Here is a 19,825-nt window from a genome sequence, read left to right on the forward strand (position 1 = left end):
AGCATTAAAATCAATGCAATGACAAAGAATCATTTAAGTCTTGTTTCCGGAGCAAATGGACATCTGGGAAATAATTTAGTCCGATTTTTACTGAAACAGGGATTGCCGGTGCGTGCGGCAGTAAGAAATATCCATAACAGAAAACCTTTTGATGGACTGAATTGTGAGCTGGTGCAGGCTGATATTACGGATAAAGCGTCTTTTGTAAAAGCCCTTCAGGGAGTTGAAACTTTCTATGCAGTAGGTGCTGCTTTTAAATTGTGGGCAAAAGATCCCAAAAGAGAAATCTATGATGTGAACATCGCAGGCACCAGAAACACAATCGAAGCAGCAGCGGAGGCCGGTGTGAAGAAAATAATCTATGTAAGCTCTATTGCCGCACTGGATTATACTACATTGCCTACCAAAGAAAGTAACGGCTATAATCCGGACCGGAGAGATATGTATTATAATTCTAAGAATGATGGTGAAAAACTGGCTTTTGATCTGGCCGCAAAATTGGGAATAGAACTGGTTTCCGTGATGCCTTCTGCGATGATAGGCAGTGAAGCGTTTTCTCCGTTGAATGTTTCCTATGGGGTATTGAAACTGATCCTGAACAAAAAAATTCCGGTAGATACCAAAATTACTCTGAACTGGATAGATGTGAAAGATGTGGCCGAAGGATGTTATCTGGCAGCTGAAAAAGGCCGCTCTGGTGAACGCTATATTCTGGCCAATGAAAAATGTATGACCATCACAGATACTACCATTTTAGCCAACCAGCTTTATCCTGAATTGAAACTGGAGATTCCCCGTTCAGTACCTAAAGGAATTCTATTCACAATTGCTGTTATTATGGAATTTACCGCAAAGCTCAGTGGAAAAGCTCCGGTACTCACAAGAAAAGATATTGCCATGTTTTCTGGATTACAGCAGGATTTTGATATTTCCAAAGCCCGAAATGAGATTGGATTTAATCCCAAAAGTCCGGAACAGGCAGTGAAAGAAGCATTGGATTATCTGATGAAAAATCCCGAAATTTTAAAAGAGGCCTGAAAAAGTCTCTTTCTTTATTCCTGTTCAAGTTTGATAATGGATCCTTTGTAAAATTTAGTCAGATCATACAGATCAGCAAAATGATGCTGAAGGTCCGGGATGACGTTACCATCAAATTCTTTTGAACCACATTGGTTTTCTGCAAGAAGATATAAAGACTGATTGTCCGGTTTCAGGTACTCACAAAGTATATTGTCCTGACGCTGCTCTCTGTTGATAAGCTCTGTGAGAAATATTCCGTAGATCAGAAATTGATTGAAGTTTTGAGAATCTACAATATAATTCATGTCTTGTTTCAGGAGTTTCTCATAATCTGAAAGAATCTGAAGAAAATTTTCGGCATGAATGGTCGTCGGAATTTCATAAAAAAGATCAATACCATTGATGAAAAGCTGTGTTTTGGTCTCCTCATGATCTGAAGAATACACTTTACTAAACCATTGAAAAATAAGGAGAAGCTCCTCCTGAGTAAGTTCTTCAACAGAATCCTTAACCTTGTTTTTAATATTCTCAAGCGTATCTTTTGCATCAGATGGTAGAAACTTTAGAATATTTTCCTCCTCACGGTCGAGCTTATTGTACAAATTAATTTTGGCAATAGTTGGGTTGGTTTTGATGAAATAAAGTTCTTCCGCCATAGGTATTTACCAAATAATCTTTAAAAATGGTTATTGAAAGATACAAAATATGCATCAACTTTATTTAAAAAAATAATATGTAGCGAATGGTATAACTATTTTACCGTCTCATGCAGTGCAATTCTGTTTCCTTCCGAATCTTCAAATTCTGCTACGGCAAAACCATACTTTGCATCTGTTTTCTTAGGATAAAGAACAGTTCCTCCATGTTCTACAGCCTTTTCCAGGGTATAGTCAATACTCTCTGTTTTAAAATAAATAATAACACCACTTTTGGAAGGTTTGTAGACATCACCTTTAGCCAGAGCTCCTGTAATCCCACTGTTTTTTTCTTCAAAAGGAAACAGAGCCATCTCATAACGGTCTATTATTTCTTTCTCAAAACTAAAGTTGAAAACAGCAGAATAGAACTTTTCTGCTCGCTCCAGATCATGCACAGGGATTTCAAAATATACTACAGGATTGGTCGATTTCATATTTTTTCCAAGGTTAGGTTTCTGTGATTCACTGCAAGATACAGCAATTAGTAATAAAAACAGGAAAAGGAAAAATAGGGATTTCATGGCAGGGATTATTTCTTTGATCTAAAATAAAGTTTTTATCTGTATTTTAAAAATAGATAGACTTATCTATTTTTTTTGTTTAGATTTGTAAAAATTTTCACGATGAAAAAAGAAAAAGTGCGCGAGAGGATTATCAGGGTTGCTTCAGATTTATTTTATAAACAAGGATACAATTCTACAGGAATCAATCAGATTATTGCAGAAGCAGATATTGCTATTGGCTCACTGTATAACCATTTTTCATCTAAAAATGATCTTCTTCAGGCCTATCTCATTAAAGAAGAACTAGACTGGTTTGAAGGATTTGAAAACAGTATATCCAAAATTTCAGCCCCCAGAGAAAAACTTCTGGCACTCATTGACTACAGGAAGAAACTACAGCAGACTTCAAAGTTTGCAGGTTGTCATTTCATAAAAATAGTTTCTGAAATAGGAGAAGGAAACCCTTCTGTCTCCGCTTTTGCCAAACAGCATAAAGAAAAACAGAAAGATATGATAAAAGCACTCATAACAGAATACGGAGTGGAGGGACGACTTTCTGATGCCAATTTAACAGCAGAAAATATATTCCTTTTAATAGAAGGAGCGGTTGTAACATCCACAATCAACAAACAAAATGATTCTTTTGATCAGGTTAAAAAAATTGTTCAGGGTTTACTACCCTAATTTTTTTGAATATTAAAAAATAGATATATCTATATAAAAATGAAACATAAGTATTTGAAATTATTGGTTATACTCTTTGGTCAGTTGCTGACGATCATGGATATATTCATCATCAATGTGTCTATACCTTCCATACAACATGATTTTCATGCTTCCAACGGAGAAATGCAGTTTATGATTGCAGCTTACCTTATCGGATTTGCTTCTCTTCTGATAACCGGAGGGCGGTTGGGTGATCTCTACGGAAGAAAAAAGATCTATATCATCGGATTAATAGCTTTTATGGTGAGTTCTATGGCTTGCGGAATTTCTGCAGGAGCAGAACAACTTGTTATTTCAAGATTTGTACAGGGAATAAGTGCGGCAATGATGGCTCCGCAGGTACTTTCGATGATTCAGGTTTTATTTCCTCTTCATCATGAGCGGACAAAAGCAATGGGTTGGTACGGAATCACTATTGGAATAGGAACCATTTTGGGACAGTTTTTAGGCGGATATTTTTCTTCTCTTACGGTAATGAAAGAACCCTGGAGACTTATTTTTCTGATGAATATTCCTATATGTCTGCCGGCAGTTTTTCTTAGCTTCAAATTATTAAATGAATCCAAAACTTTAGTAAAGCAGTCTTTTGATATAGGTGGTGTTGTAATGCTTTCTGCAGGATTGTTCTGTGCTATCTATGCCCTTACGATGTCTGAACATGAAGGTTTTCATTTCAAAAATATTACACTGATGTTTTTTTCAGCAGTAATTATTTTCGGGTTTATCATAAATCAGAAGAAGAGAATACAAAACGAACGTTCTTATCTGATTGATTTTGAACTGTTCCGTTATAAGAATTTTAATTTGGGAATTCTGGCCGTTTCCTTCTTCTTCATTATGTTGGATTCCTATTTTTATATTCTGTCGATTTTTTTTCAGGATGGATTAAAGATCAGCTCGTTAGAAGCAGGAGGAATTATTGTTTTTCAGGGATTGGGATTTGTACTGGCATCCGCAGTTTCTGTAAAACTCATTTTGAGATACGGAAAAAAAGCCCTGATTGCAGGGCTCAGTTTTATTATTGTTATTCTTATTCTTCAGCTGTTTTTATTCAGAATACAGATCGGTTTTCCCATTTTCTGCCTGCTGTTGTTTTTGCATGGGCTGGGAGTAGGTTCAATCATTCCTTCGCTGGCCAATATTGCCTTGTCGGGAATGTCTGAAAAGCTGATTGGAAATGCTTCCGGGGTTTATAATACCTTTCAGCAGATTGCTGCCATCATTGGAATTGTCGCTGTAGGAAGCGTTTTTTACTATTTTCTGGGAACAAAACCTGCTGTACAGCATTATCACAATGCGTTTTCAGTGACAGTATTAATCAATATTCTCTGTCTGATCTTTGTAATAGTTTCTGTTTTTAAAGTTCCTGGCCATGTTCTCCCTGAAATAAGGCGTAAAAAATAGTCGGAATTATTTGTTTGCTTTTTTTGATGAGGTTTTGACTTCACTTAGCGTCGCTTTCGCAATATTTCTGGTGACTTCAGTAGGAGAGTGGCAGTCGCAGTTGCTGAGTCCTATCACATAGAGATCTTCACTGGGAATATAAACTCCCATGCTTTTAAATCCGAATATACTTCCGCCATGTTCACGGTCTGGGGTTCCATTACTATCTTTCAGGTGCCATCCGTATCCGTAGGTAAATTCTTTACCATTGTTCAGTTTATATTTTTGAAAAGCTTTTTGGGTTTCTGTTGGATTCAGTAGGGTATTCTGACGTAAAGCCTGCTGCCACTTCAGCATATCATCCACAGTAGACATCAATGAACCGGAAGAAAAAGGAACACTGAAACTGATGACTGTTTTATTGACAAATCCCTGTTCTTTTTTATGATAGCCATAAGCTCTTTGCGGAATCACTTTTCTGTCTGAAGCATAATAAGAATGGTGCATTCCCGCTTTATCAAAAATATTTTTCTTAATAAAATCTTCATAAGAAGTTCCGGAAACCAGCTCAATAATATACCCTAAAACTACATATCCGGAATTGTTGTAATCAAACTTTTCTCCTGGAGCAAAATCCACAGGTTCATTCTTGAAAAAATCAACCATTTCTTCAGGTTTCATCTCTTTTTGTGCAATAGAAGAAATGGATTTCATTTTGGTGAAATCTTTAATTCCCGAAGTATGGGTCAGAAGATGATGGATAGTGATTTTATCTCCGTTAGGGTAATTTTTAATGTATTTGGAAACGGGATCGCTGACAGTAAGCTTGCCTTGTTGTTCCAGCATCAGAATAGCTACAGCAGTAAATTGCTTGGTCATCGATCCGATCTGGAAAACGTTTTCTGGGGTCATATTGACATTGAGTTCAAGATTAGCTTTTCCAAATGCTTTCCGATAGAGAGGCTTTCCATTTTGAGTAATCAGAAAAACACCGCCGGGTTCATTTCCGTTCCCGAATTCTGTCTGGATAATACTGTCAATTTTCTTTTCATATCCTTTTGTACGGATCTGAGCATCTGTTGTATTGCTAAAGAATAAAAGCAATATGAAGACGGAAATTAGTTTTTTAATAATCATATTTTTATACTTTGTTATGCAAAGATATAATTAATTACAATTACTATGTTATGCAATATAGTTATTTGTGTTTTAAATTTTTTCAAAATTAATTTGCACTTGATTATTGTATTCGTTTGGTATTTAATTTAACACCAGTTGAAATAATGATTAGGTAATATTGCTGATCGCTGCCCTTAAAAAACTGATAACCATCTTCGGATTGAGGATTATCAAAAAAAGAAGTTGATGATTCAGGATAGATTTTGGTCTTTTCACCATCTTTGTCGAGGATGTATAAAAAATGATCTTCTAAAATAACGTTGAAAACTTGCGATTGATCAGCTTCAAGGGCAAATTTTCCGGTATATTGCCTAAGAACTTCATCAGGAACTTCAATTGCTTTTTTGTTAATCTTCTGAGGAATCGTATAAGATTGGCCATTCAAAAGATGAATAATATCTTCCGTCACTTTTTGAAAAGGAATATCGGTAAAATTGGAAGTGAAAATAAAGGTAATTCCCGATTTCAGATCCTGATAATAATAAGCTCTGTAGCCGGGCCTGCCTCCTGCCTGTATCAATTGGCTGTTCTTTCCAAACATTTTCAGAACATGGTCTTTTCTGAGGTTCTTTCCGGAAATAAGCTGCTGACTGAAGCTGTACAAATCGTCAGTAGTAGAAAAATAATTTCCAGTTTCAAATCGATTGATGTTGGTATGTGCGACAGGAATTATTTTACCATTTTCACCCGAAAATCCATAAGCGAAATGAGATAATGTTTGAGCGGTATTAAACTCACCCGTATTTTTTAATTTATATTTTTTGATGATTTCAGTCTGAATAAAATTCCAGTATCCTTTATCAGACCGTTTATCAATGATAGAGTGCAGGATAAAGTATCCGACATTTGAATATAAAGTCTGGGTTCCCGGCTCGAATTGCAGCGTTTCCTTTTTGGCCAGTTCTATAATTTTTTCAAGACTCAGATGGTCATACTTTTCATAATCTTTGATTTCCCTTGGAAGCCCGGACTGATGAAATAAAAGTTGTTCAATAGAAATTTTTTCACCATTGGGAAAATCCGGAATGTATTTATTGAGGGTATCCGATAATTTCAGTTTTCCTTGCTCAACCAGTTTCAAAATTCCATACTTTACAAAAATCTTGGAAACCGATGCGATAATGAATTTACTGCTTTTAGTTACCTCTAATGCTTTACCTGCGTCCTGGATATTATAGGTTTTATCAAGAAGAATAGTGTTGTTTTTAGCAATCTTTACATTCCCATTGAAATTTTTCAGATCTGTTAGGGCTGTGAAATACTGATCCAGCTCTTTGCTATACTGTTGAGCAGGACAATTCATTGAAAAAATAAAAATGAAGAAAAAAGTAAAAAGCTTCATATTCTGTGATTGGCAATGAAGCAAATATACATCTTAATCACTTATGAATCTTTCTAAAAACCAGGAGATTCCACGCAGAGTAATTGATCAGTCTGTCAGTTCAAAACTATTTTTCAACAGAGATTAACAACATCATTGGTCTGCGGAGTTCTTCTTTCATCTCTGGGATTTCTTTCAACATTTCTTGACCCGGTTCCGGTTCAATAATTTCTTTGATTTTGAAACCGTGTTTTAATAAAGTATTTAAATAAGAAGTTAAGGTACGGTGGTATTTGATTACATTTTCTCCTAAAAATGTTGTATTTCTTTTTCCTTCCATGAAATACCGATCTACGGGCCAACAGATTTTTTCACCATTTTTATCATAAACCCAGTCCTGGCCGCCTTCAGCGGTGAACACAGGATGTTCTACTGAAAATACAAAAGATCCTCCGGAGGTAAGCCATTTGTAAATATGCTGAGCAATAGTATCGAATGATTCCACATAATGTAATGTGAGTGAACTCAATATGATATCAAATTTTTCAGCAGGATAATTAACCTCTTCCAGAGCTTTTCTTTCATAGTGAATTCCTTCCAGATTATTGATTTTCTGAGCTTTTGCAAGCATTCTTTCCGAAAGGTCAATTCCGATAACGGATTTTGCACCATTTTCTATGGCATAACGGCAGTGCCATCCAAAACCACAGCCCAGATCAAGAATATTCTTTCCCTGAAAATCCGGAAGCATATTTTTCAAGGTGTGCCATTCTCCAGCTCCTTCCAATCCTATCTGTGAACGGAGCATTTTTTCGTACTGGTCAAAAAATGACGGATTGTCGTATTTGTTTTCTTTCATAGCATAAAGATTGACGGTTCTCGTGATAGTAAACTAACGCGTTCAGACTTTGAAAATCTTTCAGTCAAAGGAGTTTTTATTATTCCAGTACTGTAAATTTACGACAATTATATCAGACGGTTTTGGGAATAGCTGAATTACCTTTGGTTTTTGCGCATTGCTTTTATCAGCCTGTCATTACGTTGATCAGCTCTGTCATTGTTTAAAGAAAGAACAGCCCAAATGGCGGCAGGAAGCCATCCGATGAGAGTGATCTGTAGAATCAGGCAGATAATCCCGGTGAGAACTTTTCCACGGACGATAAAGGATAAAAAGGGGAGTAATATGGCTAGTAACATGATTTTAAAATTTTAATTGAGAAGGATTCTATTGGGCTTGAGGATCAAAATAAGCTTTAAAAGTAAGTGGATCTTCAGTTTTATCTTCAACTTCTTCAAGATATTCTAAATACTCTTCCTGATGCTTTTCCATATAAACAAGTACAATGGCTAGGTTTACAAACAGATTTTTGTCTTTAGAGCCTAAGTTTAAAGCCATCTTTAAGTATTCCAGAGCCTTTTCATTTTCTCCCATATCGGAATAAACAGCACCAATATTAATTAAAGCTGAAGTGTTTTCAGGTTCAATCAATAAAATTTCATCTAATTCTTTGACTAATAAATCATTCAAAGTGTCCCAATGGTCTTCATTTTCCCATCTTTTAGCCTGAAGTTTTTTTACGTTTTCTAATCTTTGTGGTATCGTACTCATTATTTAAAATTACAGAATGGATGCTTGCTTTGTATACTATGCAAATTTAGCTTTCTTAGAATAGATCTGCTAGTTTTTACAGGTTAAAAGAATTTTATCCTTTAAGTCCATCCAGTATAGCAGCTTTCAGGATTTCAATGTTGATATCTTTCAATGCTTTGAATTTAATGCAATATCCGGTTACGCTGGCTTTCCCTATTTTATCTCCATAGGTTGTGCTCAGATAGGTTTTATCAGCAATATTGAGAACATAAATTGAGATTCCAGAGGTATTGGCACTCATTCCGATCTGATAAAAATCTCTAGTTTTTCCGTTGGTATAGTGTATAGTGTAGAATCCATATCCTATATTAGGATTGGAAACCGTTTTATTTTCACTGTTTTTTCCATCCAGAAACCATAGCTGGCATTCCGGCATAAGTTCCAGAATAATGTGGTGTAGTTCCTGCATATCATTGCGTTTCTTTTCAGGCTGGCTGTTGATATAGTCTTTGATTTGTTCTTGGATGGTCATGGATCAGGAATGATGTTTGAGATTATTGAGGACTAATTTAAAACAAAAAGAACAGTAATTACTGTTCTTTTTGTTTTAAATGATTGTATTTTTTATTTGAAATACTTGATGAGTTTTAACTAAAAGTCATGATATATTTGATTTTTAGTTAAAATCTTAGTTCCTAAGATCTTTAGTTGCTTCGCTGTACATAAATCTTGAAAAGTTTTATTAATGAAGTCTAATATTTCTGGAACTTCATCATCTTCACTAACTATTATATAAGAATATCCTCAATGGCATATTTTAGATATATATTCTTAAGTTTTTCATTCCAAGAACTTTTGTCTTTATTATAATCCTTAATATTAAGAATACTATTTGCTCCTTTTAAAGATTCTTCACTAGGTACATATCTCCATTCTCTTTCATTATAAAAAATATAATCTGTTTTATCAATTTTTTCTGTTTTTAGTGGACCTTCATAATTTTTACAAAATTGAATAAATCTAATAATTGTAGTTGCAAGTTCTTGATCCATTTTATTTTCTCTTTGGTCTTTAGCCAGTTTTTTAATTACTGCTTCTAAGTTCTTGCTAGTTTCAGATTTTCCCTCTATATAAAGAACCGGATTTAATCCTTTATCTTTTGCCCAGGATTTATAAAATCCGATTCCGTAAGAACCATAGGAGTCCATATGGTTTTTAACTTCTGACAGTGGAATATCACAGAAGCATACCATTGGTACAGCTAGTGGTGTAGGAGTGTTATTTATAATTAATCCTTCAGAACAGTATTTTAATCTAAAGCCTAAATTTTCTAAGATTCCCTTTATATTTTCTAATTTATTAGTATAATGTATTATTGAGTTTGAACTAATTGCCATGAATGTTTTTGAATTTAAAATGGTTATTATATTATTTAATTTTTATCCAAAAGCTCTTTTCAACAAACTTTCCACTTTCGGCTCGCTGCCTCTGAAGCTTTTATACAATTCCATTGGATCTTTTGTTCCACCTGAAGAAAGCAATACTTTATATTTGGCTGCAATCTCAGGGTTGAAGATTCCGTTTTCCTTGAAATATTGGAAAGCATCCGCATCCAGAACCTCCGCCCATTTATAAGAATAATATCCGGCAGAATATCCACCCTGGAAAATATGGGAGAAACTTGGGCTCATTGCTGTTTCAGAATTGGAAGGATAAAGCGTTGTCGCTTTGGTATACTTATCCTCAAAATCCTTTATACTTTCATTTTCTAACTCTCCAACCTTTGTATGATAGTTCATATCCAGAAGTCCGAAACCTAGCTGTCTTAAGGTTTGATAGCCTTCCATGAAATTTTTAGACTGTTCTATCCTTTCAATTTTCTCGTCAGGAAGCACTTCTCCGGTTTTATAATGTTTGGCGAATGTTTTTAAGTACTCAGGTTCATAACAGAAGTTCTCCAGAAATTGCGATGGAAGTTCTACAAAATCCCATTTTACAGAAGTTCCTGACAGCGTAGGATATTGGGTATCTGCCATCATTCCATGAAGGGCGTGCCCGAATTCGTGGAACAATGTAGTCACTTCCTGGAATGTCAGTAAGCTAGGGGTATCTTTTGTCGGTTTGCTGAAGTTGCAAACGATTGAAATATGTGGACGGGAATTTTCACCGTTTTGTTTATACTGATTTTTGTAGCTGGTCATCCATGCGCCGGCTCTTTTCCCTTTTCTTGGGAAGTAATCAACGTATAATAATGCCTTATAATCAGATTCTATCTTTCCTGTACTGGAAACAGCTATAATTTCTTTTACTTCATATACTTTTACATCCTCGTGGTATTTCGGAATATCATTTCTTTCCTCAAAAGTAAGTCCGAAAAGTTTTCCAGCCAATCCGAATACGGCTTCCTGTACCTGGTTTAACGGGAAGTAAGGTTTTAATTCCTCATCATTAAGGTCAAATTTCTGTTTACGAAGTTTTTCAGCATAGAATGTGTGGTCATAGCCCTGCATTTCTTCAATTCCGTCAGTTTTGGCTAAAGACTTTAATTCTTCAATTTCTTTATCAGCATAAGGTTTTGCTTTAGTTAAAAGTTCGTTTAAGAAATCAAAAACTTTTACCGGAGATTTAGCCATTCTTTCTTCCAGAACAAAATCTGCATAGTTTTTATACCCGATAAGTTCAGCTTTCTGCTGTTTCAGATGAAGAAGTTCCTTAATCAGATTTTGGTTGTCAAATTCTCCGCCATCAAAGGATTTTTTACCATTTGCTAACGCCAGTTCCTTTCTCAGTTCGCGGTTTTCAGCATACGTCATGAACGGAATATAGCTTGGATACTGTAAAGTGACTACCCAGCCTTCAAGGTTTCTTTCTTTAGCCTCTTCAGCATATTGATCAATGATAGCTTCAGGAATTCCCGCAAGATCTTCTTTATTGGTGATGTGCTTAAAATAAGCATTGGTAGAAGCCAAAACATTTTGCCCAAACTGTAAAGATTTTAAAGAAAGATCCATGCTGATTTTCTTTAATGTTTCTTTGTCTTGCTCATTCAGTAAGGCTCCGCTTCTCACAAAACCTTTGTAGGTCTCATTTAAAAGCATTTTTTGCTCTTCGTTAAGATTGTATTTGTCCTTTTCATCATATACTTTCTTGATTTTGTTGAAAAGGGCTTCGTTTTGAGATATTTTTGAAGAATATTCTGTTAAGATCGGAGAAACCTCCTGAGCAATCTGCTGGATCTCATCACTGGTCTCTGCAGAATTTAAGTTGAAAAAAATATTTGAAACCACATCCAGCTGTTCCCCGGAATACGCCAATGCTTCAATAACATTTTCGAAAGTAGGTGCTTCAGTATTATTGACGATAGCATCAATCTCGGCTTCGGATTTTTGAATCAATTCTTTAAATGCCGGAAGATAATCTTCATTTTTAATGTCACTGAATGGAGCTGAATGATATGGAGTGGTAAATTTTTCTGTTAAAATATTCATTTTTTGATTTTTTATATAAAGTAAATGTAACGATTCATTGGGAATCACAGCTGAAACGCTCAAAAATAATGCCTTACTCACAAGTTATGACAAAAATACTTATCTTTAAATAATCTTGTCATATGGAAAGTGGGAGTGATGTGGGAATATTTAATTTTGAGAACAGATTTAAAATAAATAACCTTAAATATTATAGACTATGAAAACACTCTTAAAAATCATTGGTGCCATCATTGTGCTGGCTATCATCTATGCTGTAGTTGCAGTATTGGCTTTCAGTAAAGATTACCATTATGAAAAATCTATTGTCATCAATGCTCCAAAAGAAAAAGTATGGCCTTATGTAGGTACTTTAAAAGGCTACAATCAATGGGATCCTTTTTCCAAAGCTGATAAGAACATTGTGATTACCTATTCCGGAGACGGAGATAAAGTAGGAGATTCTTATCACTGGAAAGGAGATAAAAATGTGGGAGAAGGAGAACAGGCTATTACTGAGCTTGTACCGGATCAGAAAATGGCAACAAAACTTCACTTCATAGAACCGTTTGAGGGAGATATGAAAGCCAATTTCATTGTGACTCCTGAAGGTAGCGGAACGAAAGTGACCTGGATGATAGATAATGAACTGAACGCTATGATGAAGATTATGAAGCCAATGATGAATAGCAATATGGATAAAATGTTTAGTCAGGGACTCGGAGACCTGAAGAAACTTGCTGAAAAATAAAATGAAAGCCTTGTAAAATTTACAAGGCTTTTTTATTATAATTCTTTTTTGCCGATCTCATTGATTGAGTTATAATTTCCTTCCCCTTTAGGATTAGGTCCATATTCATTGGGTCCGTGGTCGCTCTCCGCAAATAACATCCATAAACCATAGAAAGGAATTAATTGATACCAACCGGAATTTCCTCTGTCATGACATCTTTTTGCTCCCTGTGCAATAAGGAACCAAAGAAATGGAATCAGTAAAAGAAAGAAAACTATAGTAACACCCGATGATGGTTCGTTACTCTGAAAATAAATATTGAATGGTACGGAAAATACCAGATATAGAAGATAGGACAATCCATATTCTGTCCTTCTGATTCTCCCATCAAATGAAAATGGTGCTTTAAACATGATTTTTAGTTTTAGAAAAGCAAAGCTAAAAATAAATTTTTAAAATAATGATCTATTTTGAAAGAGTTATTTTATGGTAAGCCCAAGAAATATTATTCAAAAATATTATCTTTATATAAAGAATCGATTGTATGGAGAAGATTGTATTTGAAAAAAGTGATATCAGAGACTTTGTGAAAATTACCATCGCAGAGAAAATTGAAAAGCTTAAAAACTTTATCGAGTTTACCCTGGAAGCGAGCCGTGACATTAAAAAAACTCCGAAATATGATAGTATGAGAGAAGAAATGCAGGAGGAGATTTATCAGATGCAGCGACAGCTGGGTGCTTTGAATGATCTTAATAGAAATATGGCAAAAGTCCTGAATACCGCTACAGAAAAAGTGCAGCTTGGCTCGCTGGTGATCACCAACAAGGCCCGGTTTTATATATCAGTGTCATTAGGGGAATTTTTTTTCGAAGGGGACCGGTTTTATGCAATCTCCCCCGAAAGTCCCATGGCCAAAAAAATGAATGGTATGAAACCAGGTGATGAATTTACTTTAAATAAAATCCATCAGAAGATCGTGGAAGTACTGTAAAAGTGATTATAAAGCTTATAAAAATCGTGTACAGATGGCAAATACTTAACATTTTAAATGAAAGAGATTGAATTCCATGTTGTAAATTTGCAGGTATGAATAAAGCATCCATCTTAAAAGAAATCATAGAGGAAAGAAGAAGTATTTTTCCAAAAGATTATACAGATACGGAAATTTCTCAGGAAGTTTTGGAGGAGATTTTAAACTCTGCCACCTTTGCCCCCAATCATAAACGGACAAAACCCTGGCGTTTTAAAATATTCAAAGGAGAAGAAAAAGCACAGCTGGCCTCAGAAATGCAGGCTATCTATAAAGCAATTACACCCGAACAGCTTTTCTTAGAAAAAAAATACAATGATATTGGTTTTAAGATCAATAAAGCCAATGTTGTCGTTTCTATTGTTGTCAATTTCAGCGGAATGGTTCCTGAGTGGGAAGAAATAGCGGCTGTTTCAATGGCGGTTCAGAACATGTATCTTACTTGTACAGCCAATAATATCGGATGCTATTGGAGTTCTCCCAAAATTGTAGATGAGTTGAAAGATTCTCTGACCATTGAAGAGAACCAGAAGTGTCTGGGACTTTTCTATATGGGTGCTGTATAATATGAAGAATATTTACAGGAATTATAATGAAGAAGATTTGTTGGAGGCTTATCTTTATATGATTGATCATACAGGCAAAATCAACGATGAAATGCATGAAGTAATCAGTCAGAAATTCAATTATGATGAATTTGTAAAGAAAGCAGAGTTCCAAAAAATTTTAATTAAAGAAAAAGGAAGAGTCGCGTTTGAGGTTTACAACAGTGTACAGAAAGGAGAAGAAATAAATTTTATTATAGGTAATATCTCTTCAGAAATCATGGGAAGTAGTGATTTGAAGGTTTTTATTCTTGATAAATTTGATCAATTTTCAAAGGTAAAAAAGAATGATAAAATAGATAAAGAAACAATTTACAAAAGCCTGTTAGGAATTGTAATTGCATCTGTGACTGGATTTTTGTTTCTGAAAGCTGTAATTGTTTGTACAGGGTTATTTTCGTTTTTTTTACTGATTCCTGTCTATATCATCAACTATTTTGTGATCTATGGAGTTACGCTGAAAACGAGAGGTAATCTAATTATATTCCTAGCTATTTTGATTTCTGTGATTATTTCAACAGTTTTCTCTTTTATCCTGCTTGGACAAAAAAATAATTTGAATTTATAAAACTTTTTACTTGTAGCTTTTTACTTCAAACTTTTTTACTATCTTTGCACTCTTAAATATTTAACTGGGACGAGTTCCCGTAAAATTCAAACATTATGTCAGTAAAAATCAGATTACAAAGACACGGTAAAAAAGGAAAACCTTTTTTCCACATCGTGGTTGCAGATTCTAGAGCTAGAAGAGATGGTAGATTCATCGAAAAACTAGGAACTTACAACCCAATTACTAACCCGGCAACTATCGAATTGAACGTTGATTCCGCTGTAGAGTGGTTAAACAACGGTGCTCAGCCTACTGATACTGCTAGAGCTATTTTATCTTACAAAGGTGCTCTTTACAAAAAACACTTACAAGGTGGTGTAGCTAAAGGTGCTTTTGATGAAGCTGAAGCTGAAAAAAGATTCAATGCTTGGGTAGACGCTAAAGACTCTAAAGTACAAGGTAAAGTAGAAGGTTTAGCAACTGCTAAAGCTGATGCTAAGAAAGCTGCTTTAGAAGCTGAAGTAAAAGTAAATGAAGCTAGAGTTGCTGCTGCTGCACAAGCTGACGCTGATGCTAAAGCTGCTGAAGAAGCTGCTAACGCACCTGCTGAAGAAGTTGTTGCTGAAGCTACAGAAGGAGAAGCTCCTGCTGCTGAAACTGAAGAAAACACTGAAGCTTAAGAACAAACCCTGTTATGCGTAAAGAAGATTGCTATTTTTTAGGTAAAATCACACGCAGACATGGACTTGCGGGTAACGTGATCCTTAAATTGGATACCGATCAACCCGAGCTTTACAATAAATTGGAATCAATATTCGTTGAAATCAACGGATTATTGGTTCCATTTTTTATTGAAAGATCATCATGGAGCAAACTTGATGCTCTGAATCTTGCATTCAAAAACTCTTCTGAGGCTATCATAGATCAGGTGTTGGGTAAAAATGTTTACCTTCCGCTTGCTTCACTGCCTAAGCTTTCAGGAAAACAATTCTATTACCACGAGATCATCGGGTATGACATCCTTGACGAAAACAATAATGAATGTGGAGTAATCCGTTCGATAAACGATCAGACGGCACAGAATTATTTCATTTTAGGTTTTGAAGGAAGAGAAATTGTAATTCCTTTGATCAAAGACTGGATTCTGGAAGTCAACAGAGAAGAGCGATTCATTAAAATGCAGCTGCCGGAAGGCTTGATGGACGTATTCCTGGTTCCATCTAAAAAAGACGAGTAATCACAATAAGCGATTACTCCGTCAATATTTCTATTATTATCTGAAACTTTATTATTGCAATTGATTATCCATCATCAAGGCGGGTAAAAGATATTCCTGTACCATTTTTTCAACTTGTGAGTGGGCATAAGGTTTATTGTAAGCTTGTGCGGTAATTACCATTACAACAGGTATCTTGGTGAAGATGATGATTTTGTTTCCACCATTTCCACTGGATTGGAAAGCTTCATAGCTGCTATTTCCCACAGTATAAACTTTTCTCCAGAATAAATACCCATAGCCTTCAAAATCCTGACGGTCCGGGAAATAATTGGTAAAAGATTTTTTAATCCAGTCTTTACTCAAAATCGTTTTTCCATCCCAAACTCCATTATTGCTGTACAGCTGCCCGAATTTTGCAAAATCAAGAGCTTTCATACGCAGTCCTCCAGCCAGAGAAGGTTTTTGCTGTGGAGTAAACTGCCATTTATAATTGGTGATTCCAAGGGGTTGAAATAACTTTTTATCGGCATAATTTTTTAAGCCTTGGGGAACTGTTTTATCCAAAATATCTCCGGTTACCACAACTCCAGCAGTGAAATAATTCCAGTTTTTTCCTGGAGTATTCTCTGTCATTGGCAGATCCAATGTGAAATTCACCCAATTTTCGGTAGGATACATATTTTCTTCATTTCCGGCAGAGTCAGAATTTTCATCGTTTCCTTCAAATCCGGAGCTCATTGTCAATAAACTTTTTATCGTAACATTCTCTTTTTGAGAGGAGTAATTTTTGAATTGTTTCAGATCGTAAAACTCTTTCAGGTATTGATTTTCGCTTTTTATATATCCTTCTTTCACAGCAATTCCCGTCAATGCCGAAGAAAACGATTTTCCTACAGAGCGGGTGTCTTGTAAAGAATCTCTTCCGGATCCGTTGAAATATTCCTCAAGAAGCAATTTTCCGTCTTTTGCAATGACAATTCCAGTTATGTTTTTAAACCTGGTTTCTGCAATTTTCTTATTCAGATTTTTGATGGTTTGCGTGTTGATTTTTTCCTGAGAAACTTTCCATCCGCTGTTGGGCTGGATAGGCTGAATAGCAATCTGTTGCTCTGAAATATTCTGTGAAGGTACATTGAGGTTGATTTGACCTTCTGCGATAACAGATCCTATCTTGAGTGTAGAAGTATTGAGATACGGGCGCATTTCAATTTTCAAGGTATGATTTCCTTCTGCCAGAGCCTCAATTCCGTTATGAGACATATAGAAACGCATCCATAAATATCTTCCCCATGAATCTTCGTTTTTACTGCTGAGAAGAGGAATTCGCAATGAAGTTTTGACTTTTTTGTTATCGGCAGTACCAGCACCTGTATTGAGGTTTTCTTTATAGATCAGCGTTCCATCTACATAAAATGAGAATTGATAATTCCCGTTTTTGAGCAGTTCATCAACTGTCCAGTTGGGTTCAAGCTGATGTAGGTAATTGACAAGTGAGTTATCAAAAAAAGCATGAATACCGAGATCTCCGTTTTCCTGAAATAGGGAAGAACTAAGAAAGTCCGAATCCTTCAAATTTTCAAGGGCAATGGTCTTGTTAAGAAAAACAATTTTTCCGGTATATTTTTTTTGAATGGGATTTTCAATTTTTTCAGGAGTAGTAATGTTTTTATTTTGTCCCTGATAAAGATAAAATGTGAAAGTAAAGATCAATAATAGGATAGGTCTCATCTTAAAAAAAGTATTTAAACAAAAATACTGAACTTCCTTGTGGTAAAATAGAATGAAATTAACATTGTCATTTATTTTTATCCTGAATTTTATTGAGACCCGCTTTATTTACATTCTAATTAAACAGCTTTCTAAATTCTCCCGGAGACTGATTAGTCTTCTGTTTAAAGAGCTTACTGAATGACTGCGGATGCTCAAACCCTAGTTCATAAGCAATTTCACTTACAGATAAACTCGTAGTACTCAAACGTTCTTTAGCAGAATCAATTAATTTATTCTGAATATGCTGCTGGGTATTTTGCTGCGTGTGTAAACGGAGTAATGTTCCCAGATAATTGGGCGAAATATTCATTTGCTCAGCAATGGTTTTTACCGATGGAATTCCGGTTTCCAGGAGATTTCCACTTTCGAAATATAAAGAAAGAACGTCTTCGAACTTATGCAGCAATTCATGACTGGATTTTTTTCTGGTGAAAAACTGTCGTTCATAAAAACGTTCAGAATAAATCAATAATGATTCAATCTGTGAAATAATCAGTTCCTGCGTGAATTTATCAGTGTTTGCCTGATATTCACGTTCAATATTTTTAAGAATATCAACGATAATTCTCTCTTCTTTATCGGAAAGAAAAAGCGCTTCTTTTACCTGATAACTGAAGAAATCATAAGACTTTATTTTCTTGGTTAACGAAGTATTCCACAGAAAATCGGGATGAATCAATAATAAAAATCCGGTAGGTTCTACTTCAACATCCTGTCTTATTTCCAGGCTTAAAAACTGTTGAGGAGAAACAAAGCACAATACTCCCGAATCAAAATCATATTGCTGCTGTCCGTAATTAAACTTTGGATTGACATTTTTTTTCAAGCCAATTGAATAAAAATTCTGAATCCACTTCAATTCATTATCCTCTATTACATACCGGACTTTGCTGTAATCCATCAAACTGATCAGTGGATGCTCAGGATTAGGAAGACCACAGAATGCATGGAAATCTGAAATGGAATTAAAACGGACAGGTTGTTTCATAATAGCGAAGTTAGTTGTTTTTATAAAAGGTTTAATAGATTGTGTCAGAAAGCCTTCGACTCTGTTCTTAATAAACAAAGCCGAAGGATATATAACAAATCTAGATTGCCGTGGAAACAGTCAGGCTTTCCCATTTCTCAGCGTCTTTCTTTAAAATATCAATCTTATTATTCAGAAACTCCACAGTTCCTACACCTAATAATAAATGTACCGGTGGATTTTTTTCTTTACTGATCTGAATCAGTACATCAGCTGCCTTTTCCGGATCATTAGGCTGATTTCCGTTGATGTCATTAAGATGGGCCTGTTCAGAATTTCTTGCCGCTTCATAGGCTTGAATAGGATTGGCAGGTGTTTTCACAGAATCTTTATTTAAAAAGTCTGTACGGAAATATCCCGGATACACCACTGTAGCATGAATTCCAAAATCTTTTACTTCTTCAGCCAAAGCCTCAGTAAATCCGGCAACAGCAAATTTTGTAGAACAGTAAATTCCCCAACCCGGAAAATTAGCCGAATATCCACCAACAGAAGAAATATTGAAGATGTTTCCTGATCTCTGCTCACGAAGATAAGGCATGGCATTTCTGATTACATTCAATGTTCCGAAAACATTCACTGCATAATTTTCTCTTGCCTCTTCATCAGTAAGTTCTTCCAGTGTTCCTATTTGACCGTAGCCTGCATTATTGACCACTACATCTATTTTTCCGAAATGGTCAACCGTTTTTGCAATGGCCAATTTTATATCGTTATTGTCCGTAATGTTTACGCTAAGCGGAAGGAAGTTTTCAGAAGTTTCTCCGAAGGTTGAGATCAGGGATTCAACGGTACGGCTTGTTGCAGCAACCTGAAATCCTTCGGATAATAATTTTTTTACCAACTCGAATCCTAAGCCTTTTGATGCTCCTGTCACGAACCATACTTTTCTTGTTTCCATTTTTTAAATATTTTTTTGTTTAAATGATGGTACAAAGATGAAAAGTTACAGAAGGGAAAATGTATCCAAATCGGGGAATGATGTATCCAAATCGTGAAT

The 19,825-nt window shown here is 35.3% G+C and carries 23 protein-coding genes; 9 read left to right on the forward strand and 14 right to left on the reverse strand.

Going from position 1 to position 19,825, the window contains the following annotated elements:
- Positions 1 to 18: 18 nt before the first annotated feature.
- Positions 19 to 1,038, forward strand: coding sequence for an NAD-dependent epimerase/dehydratase family protein (locus GFU89_RS08560; RefSeq protein WP_318846726.1), 1,020 nt, complete (start codon positions 19 to 21; stop codon positions 1,036 to 1,038).
- A gap of 14 nt (positions 1,039 to 1,052) precedes the next feature.
- On the opposite strand, the gene GFU89_RS08565 is transcribed toward GFU89_RS08560, so the two are convergent.
- Entirely contained in the window at positions 1,053 to 1,676 is a 624-nt protein-coding gene (locus GFU89_RS08565) for a hypothetical protein (protein WP_318846727.1), read from the reverse strand.
- A gap of 95 nt (positions 1,677 to 1,771) precedes the next feature.
- On the reverse strand, positions 1,772 to 2,239 hold the full coding sequence (locus tag GFU89_RS08570) for a VOC family protein (RefSeq protein WP_318846728.1): 468 nt from the start codon (positions 2,237 to 2,239) through the stop codon (positions 1,772 to 1,774).
- Between the two features lie 102 nt (positions 2,240 to 2,341).
- On the opposite strand from GFU89_RS08570, the gene GFU89_RS08575 reads away from it, so the two are divergent.
- Positions 2,342 to 2,905 (forward strand): TetR/AcrR family transcriptional regulator, encoded by a 564-nt coding sequence (locus GFU89_RS08575; protein WP_318846729.1) that lies wholly within the window; start codon positions 2,342 to 2,344, stop codon positions 2,903 to 2,905.
- A gap of 39 nt (positions 2,906 to 2,944) precedes the next feature.
- Positions 2,945 to 4,351, forward strand: coding sequence for an MFS transporter (locus GFU89_RS08580; protein WP_318846730.1), 1,407 nt, complete (start codon positions 2,945 to 2,947; stop codon positions 4,349 to 4,351).
- Positions 4,352 to 4,357: 6 nt separating this feature from the next.
- Here GFU89_RS08580 and GFU89_RS08585 read toward each other — a convergent pair whose 3' ends face one another.
- The 8 genes from GFU89_RS08585 to GFU89_RS08620 form a co-directional block, all read right to left on the reverse strand.
- Entirely contained in the window at positions 4,358 to 5,467 is a 1,110-nt protein-coding gene (locus GFU89_RS08585) for a serine hydrolase domain-containing protein (protein WP_318846731.1), read from the reverse strand.
- 103 nt (positions 5,468 to 5,570) lie between these two features.
- Positions 5,571 to 6,812, reverse strand: coding sequence for a serine hydrolase domain-containing protein (locus tag GFU89_RS08590; protein ID WP_318846732.1), 1,242 nt, complete (start codon positions 6,810 to 6,812; stop codon positions 5,571 to 5,573).
- Positions 6,813 to 6,957: 145 nt separating this feature from the next.
- On the reverse strand, positions 6,958 to 7,689 hold the full coding sequence (locus GFU89_RS08595) for a class I SAM-dependent methyltransferase (protein WP_318846733.1): 732 nt from the start codon (positions 7,687 to 7,689) through the stop codon (positions 6,958 to 6,960).
- Between the two features lie 137 nt (positions 7,690 to 7,826).
- Positions 7,827 to 8,027 carry a YqaE/Pmp3 family membrane protein gene (locus tag GFU89_RS08600; RefSeq protein ID WP_318846734.1) on the reverse strand — a complete coding sequence of 67 codons (201 nt, stop codon included), beginning with the start codon at positions 8,025 to 8,027 and terminating at the stop codon, positions 7,827 to 7,829.
- 28 nt (positions 8,028 to 8,055) lie between these two features.
- The gene (locus tag GFU89_RS08605; RefSeq protein WP_318846735.1) at positions 8,056 to 8,439 is read right to left on the reverse strand and encodes a tetratricopeptide repeat protein; all 384 of its coding nucleotides are present in this window, start codon (positions 8,437 to 8,439) and stop codon (positions 8,056 to 8,058) included.
- Positions 8,440 to 8,533: 94 nt separating this feature from the next.
- A complete protein-coding gene (locus tag GFU89_RS08610) occupies positions 8,534 to 8,953 on the reverse strand; it encodes a DUF1801 domain-containing protein (protein WP_318846736.1) in 420 nt (139 codons plus the stop codon).
- 256 nt (positions 8,954 to 9,209) lie between these two features.
- The gene (locus tag GFU89_RS08615) at positions 9,210 to 9,818 is read right to left on the reverse strand and encodes an abortive infection system antitoxin AbiGi family protein (RefSeq protein WP_318846737.1); all 609 of its coding nucleotides are present in this window, start codon (positions 9,816 to 9,818) and stop codon (positions 9,210 to 9,212) included.
- 42 nt (positions 9,819 to 9,860) lie between these two features.
- Positions 9,861 to 11,909, reverse strand: coding sequence for a M3 family metallopeptidase (locus GFU89_RS08620; protein ID WP_318846738.1), 2,049 nt, complete (start codon positions 11,907 to 11,909; stop codon positions 9,861 to 9,863).
- A 199-nt stretch (positions 11,910 to 12,108) separates the two neighbouring features.
- Between GFU89_RS08620 and GFU89_RS08625 the strand changes: the two genes are divergently transcribed.
- On the forward strand, positions 12,109 to 12,639 hold the full coding sequence (locus tag GFU89_RS08625; protein ID WP_318846739.1) for an SRPBCC family protein: 531 nt from the start codon (positions 12,109 to 12,111) through the stop codon (positions 12,637 to 12,639).
- A 35-nt stretch (positions 12,640 to 12,674) separates the two neighbouring features.
- On the opposite strand, the gene GFU89_RS08630 is transcribed toward GFU89_RS08625, so the two are convergent.
- Complete coding sequence (locus GFU89_RS08630) at positions 12,675 to 13,034, reverse strand: DUF805 domain-containing protein (protein ID WP_318846740.1); 360 nt, start codon at positions 13,032 to 13,034, stop codon at positions 12,675 to 12,677.
- 131 nt (positions 13,035 to 13,165) lie between these two features.
- Here GFU89_RS08630 and GFU89_RS08635 point away from each other — a divergent pair, with 131 nt between their 5' ends.
- The 5 genes from GFU89_RS08635 (at position 13,166) to rimM (ending at position 16,046) form a co-directional block, all read left to right on the forward strand.
- The gene (locus GFU89_RS08635; RefSeq protein ID WP_318846741.1) at positions 13,166 to 13,615 is read left to right on the forward strand and encodes a hypothetical protein; all 450 of its coding nucleotides are present in this window, start codon (positions 13,166 to 13,168) and stop codon (positions 13,613 to 13,615) included.
- A gap of 95 nt (positions 13,616 to 13,710) precedes the next feature.
- The gene (locus GFU89_RS08640) at positions 13,711 to 14,220 is read left to right on the forward strand and encodes a nitroreductase (RefSeq protein WP_318846742.1); all 510 of its coding nucleotides are present in this window, start codon (positions 13,711 to 13,713) and stop codon (positions 14,218 to 14,220) included.
- A gap of 1 nt (position 14,221) precedes the next feature.
- The gene (locus tag GFU89_RS08645; RefSeq protein WP_318846743.1) at positions 14,222 to 14,827 is read left to right on the forward strand and encodes a hypothetical protein; all 606 of its coding nucleotides are present in this window, start codon (positions 14,222 to 14,224) and stop codon (positions 14,825 to 14,827) included.
- A gap of 95 nt (positions 14,828 to 14,922) precedes the next feature.
- Positions 14,923 to 15,489: a 30S ribosomal protein S16 gene (locus tag GFU89_RS08650; protein ID WP_318846744.1), complete on the forward strand. Its 567-nt coding sequence runs from the start codon at positions 14,923 to 14,925 to the stop codon at positions 15,487 to 15,489.
- Between the two features lie 14 nt (positions 15,490 to 15,503).
- A complete protein-coding gene (gene rimM, locus GFU89_RS08655) occupies positions 15,504 to 16,046 on the forward strand; it encodes a ribosome maturation factor RimM (protein ID WP_318846745.1) in 543 nt (180 codons plus the stop codon).
- A gap of 51 nt (positions 16,047 to 16,097) precedes the next feature.
- Here the strand turns inward: rimM and GFU89_RS08660 are convergent, their stop codons facing one another.
- From GFU89_RS08660 to GFU89_RS08670, 3 genes are all read right to left on the reverse strand, one after another.
- Positions 16,098 to 17,756, reverse strand: a complete 1,659-nt coding sequence (locus tag GFU89_RS08660) for a serine hydrolase (protein WP_318846746.1) — start codon at positions 17,754 to 17,756, stop codon at positions 16,098 to 16,100.
- 115 nt (positions 17,757 to 17,871) lie between these two features.
- Positions 17,872 to 18,786, reverse strand: a complete 915-nt coding sequence (locus GFU89_RS08665) for a helix-turn-helix transcriptional regulator (RefSeq protein WP_318846747.1) — start codon at positions 18,784 to 18,786, stop codon at positions 17,872 to 17,874.
- A gap of 100 nt (positions 18,787 to 18,886) precedes the next feature.
- The gene (locus GFU89_RS08670) at positions 18,887 to 19,726 is read right to left on the reverse strand and encodes an SDR family NAD(P)-dependent oxidoreductase (RefSeq protein ID WP_318846748.1); all 840 of its coding nucleotides are present in this window, start codon (positions 19,724 to 19,726) and stop codon (positions 18,887 to 18,889) included.
- Positions 19,727 to 19,825 lie beyond the last annotated feature (99 nt).

Origin of the sequence: Chryseobacterium sp. JV558 (genome assembly GCF_033712365.1) — a bacterium.
In the GTDB taxonomy this organism is placed as follows: Bacteria; Bacteroidota; Bacteroidia; order Flavobacteriales; family Weeksellaceae; genus Chryseobacterium.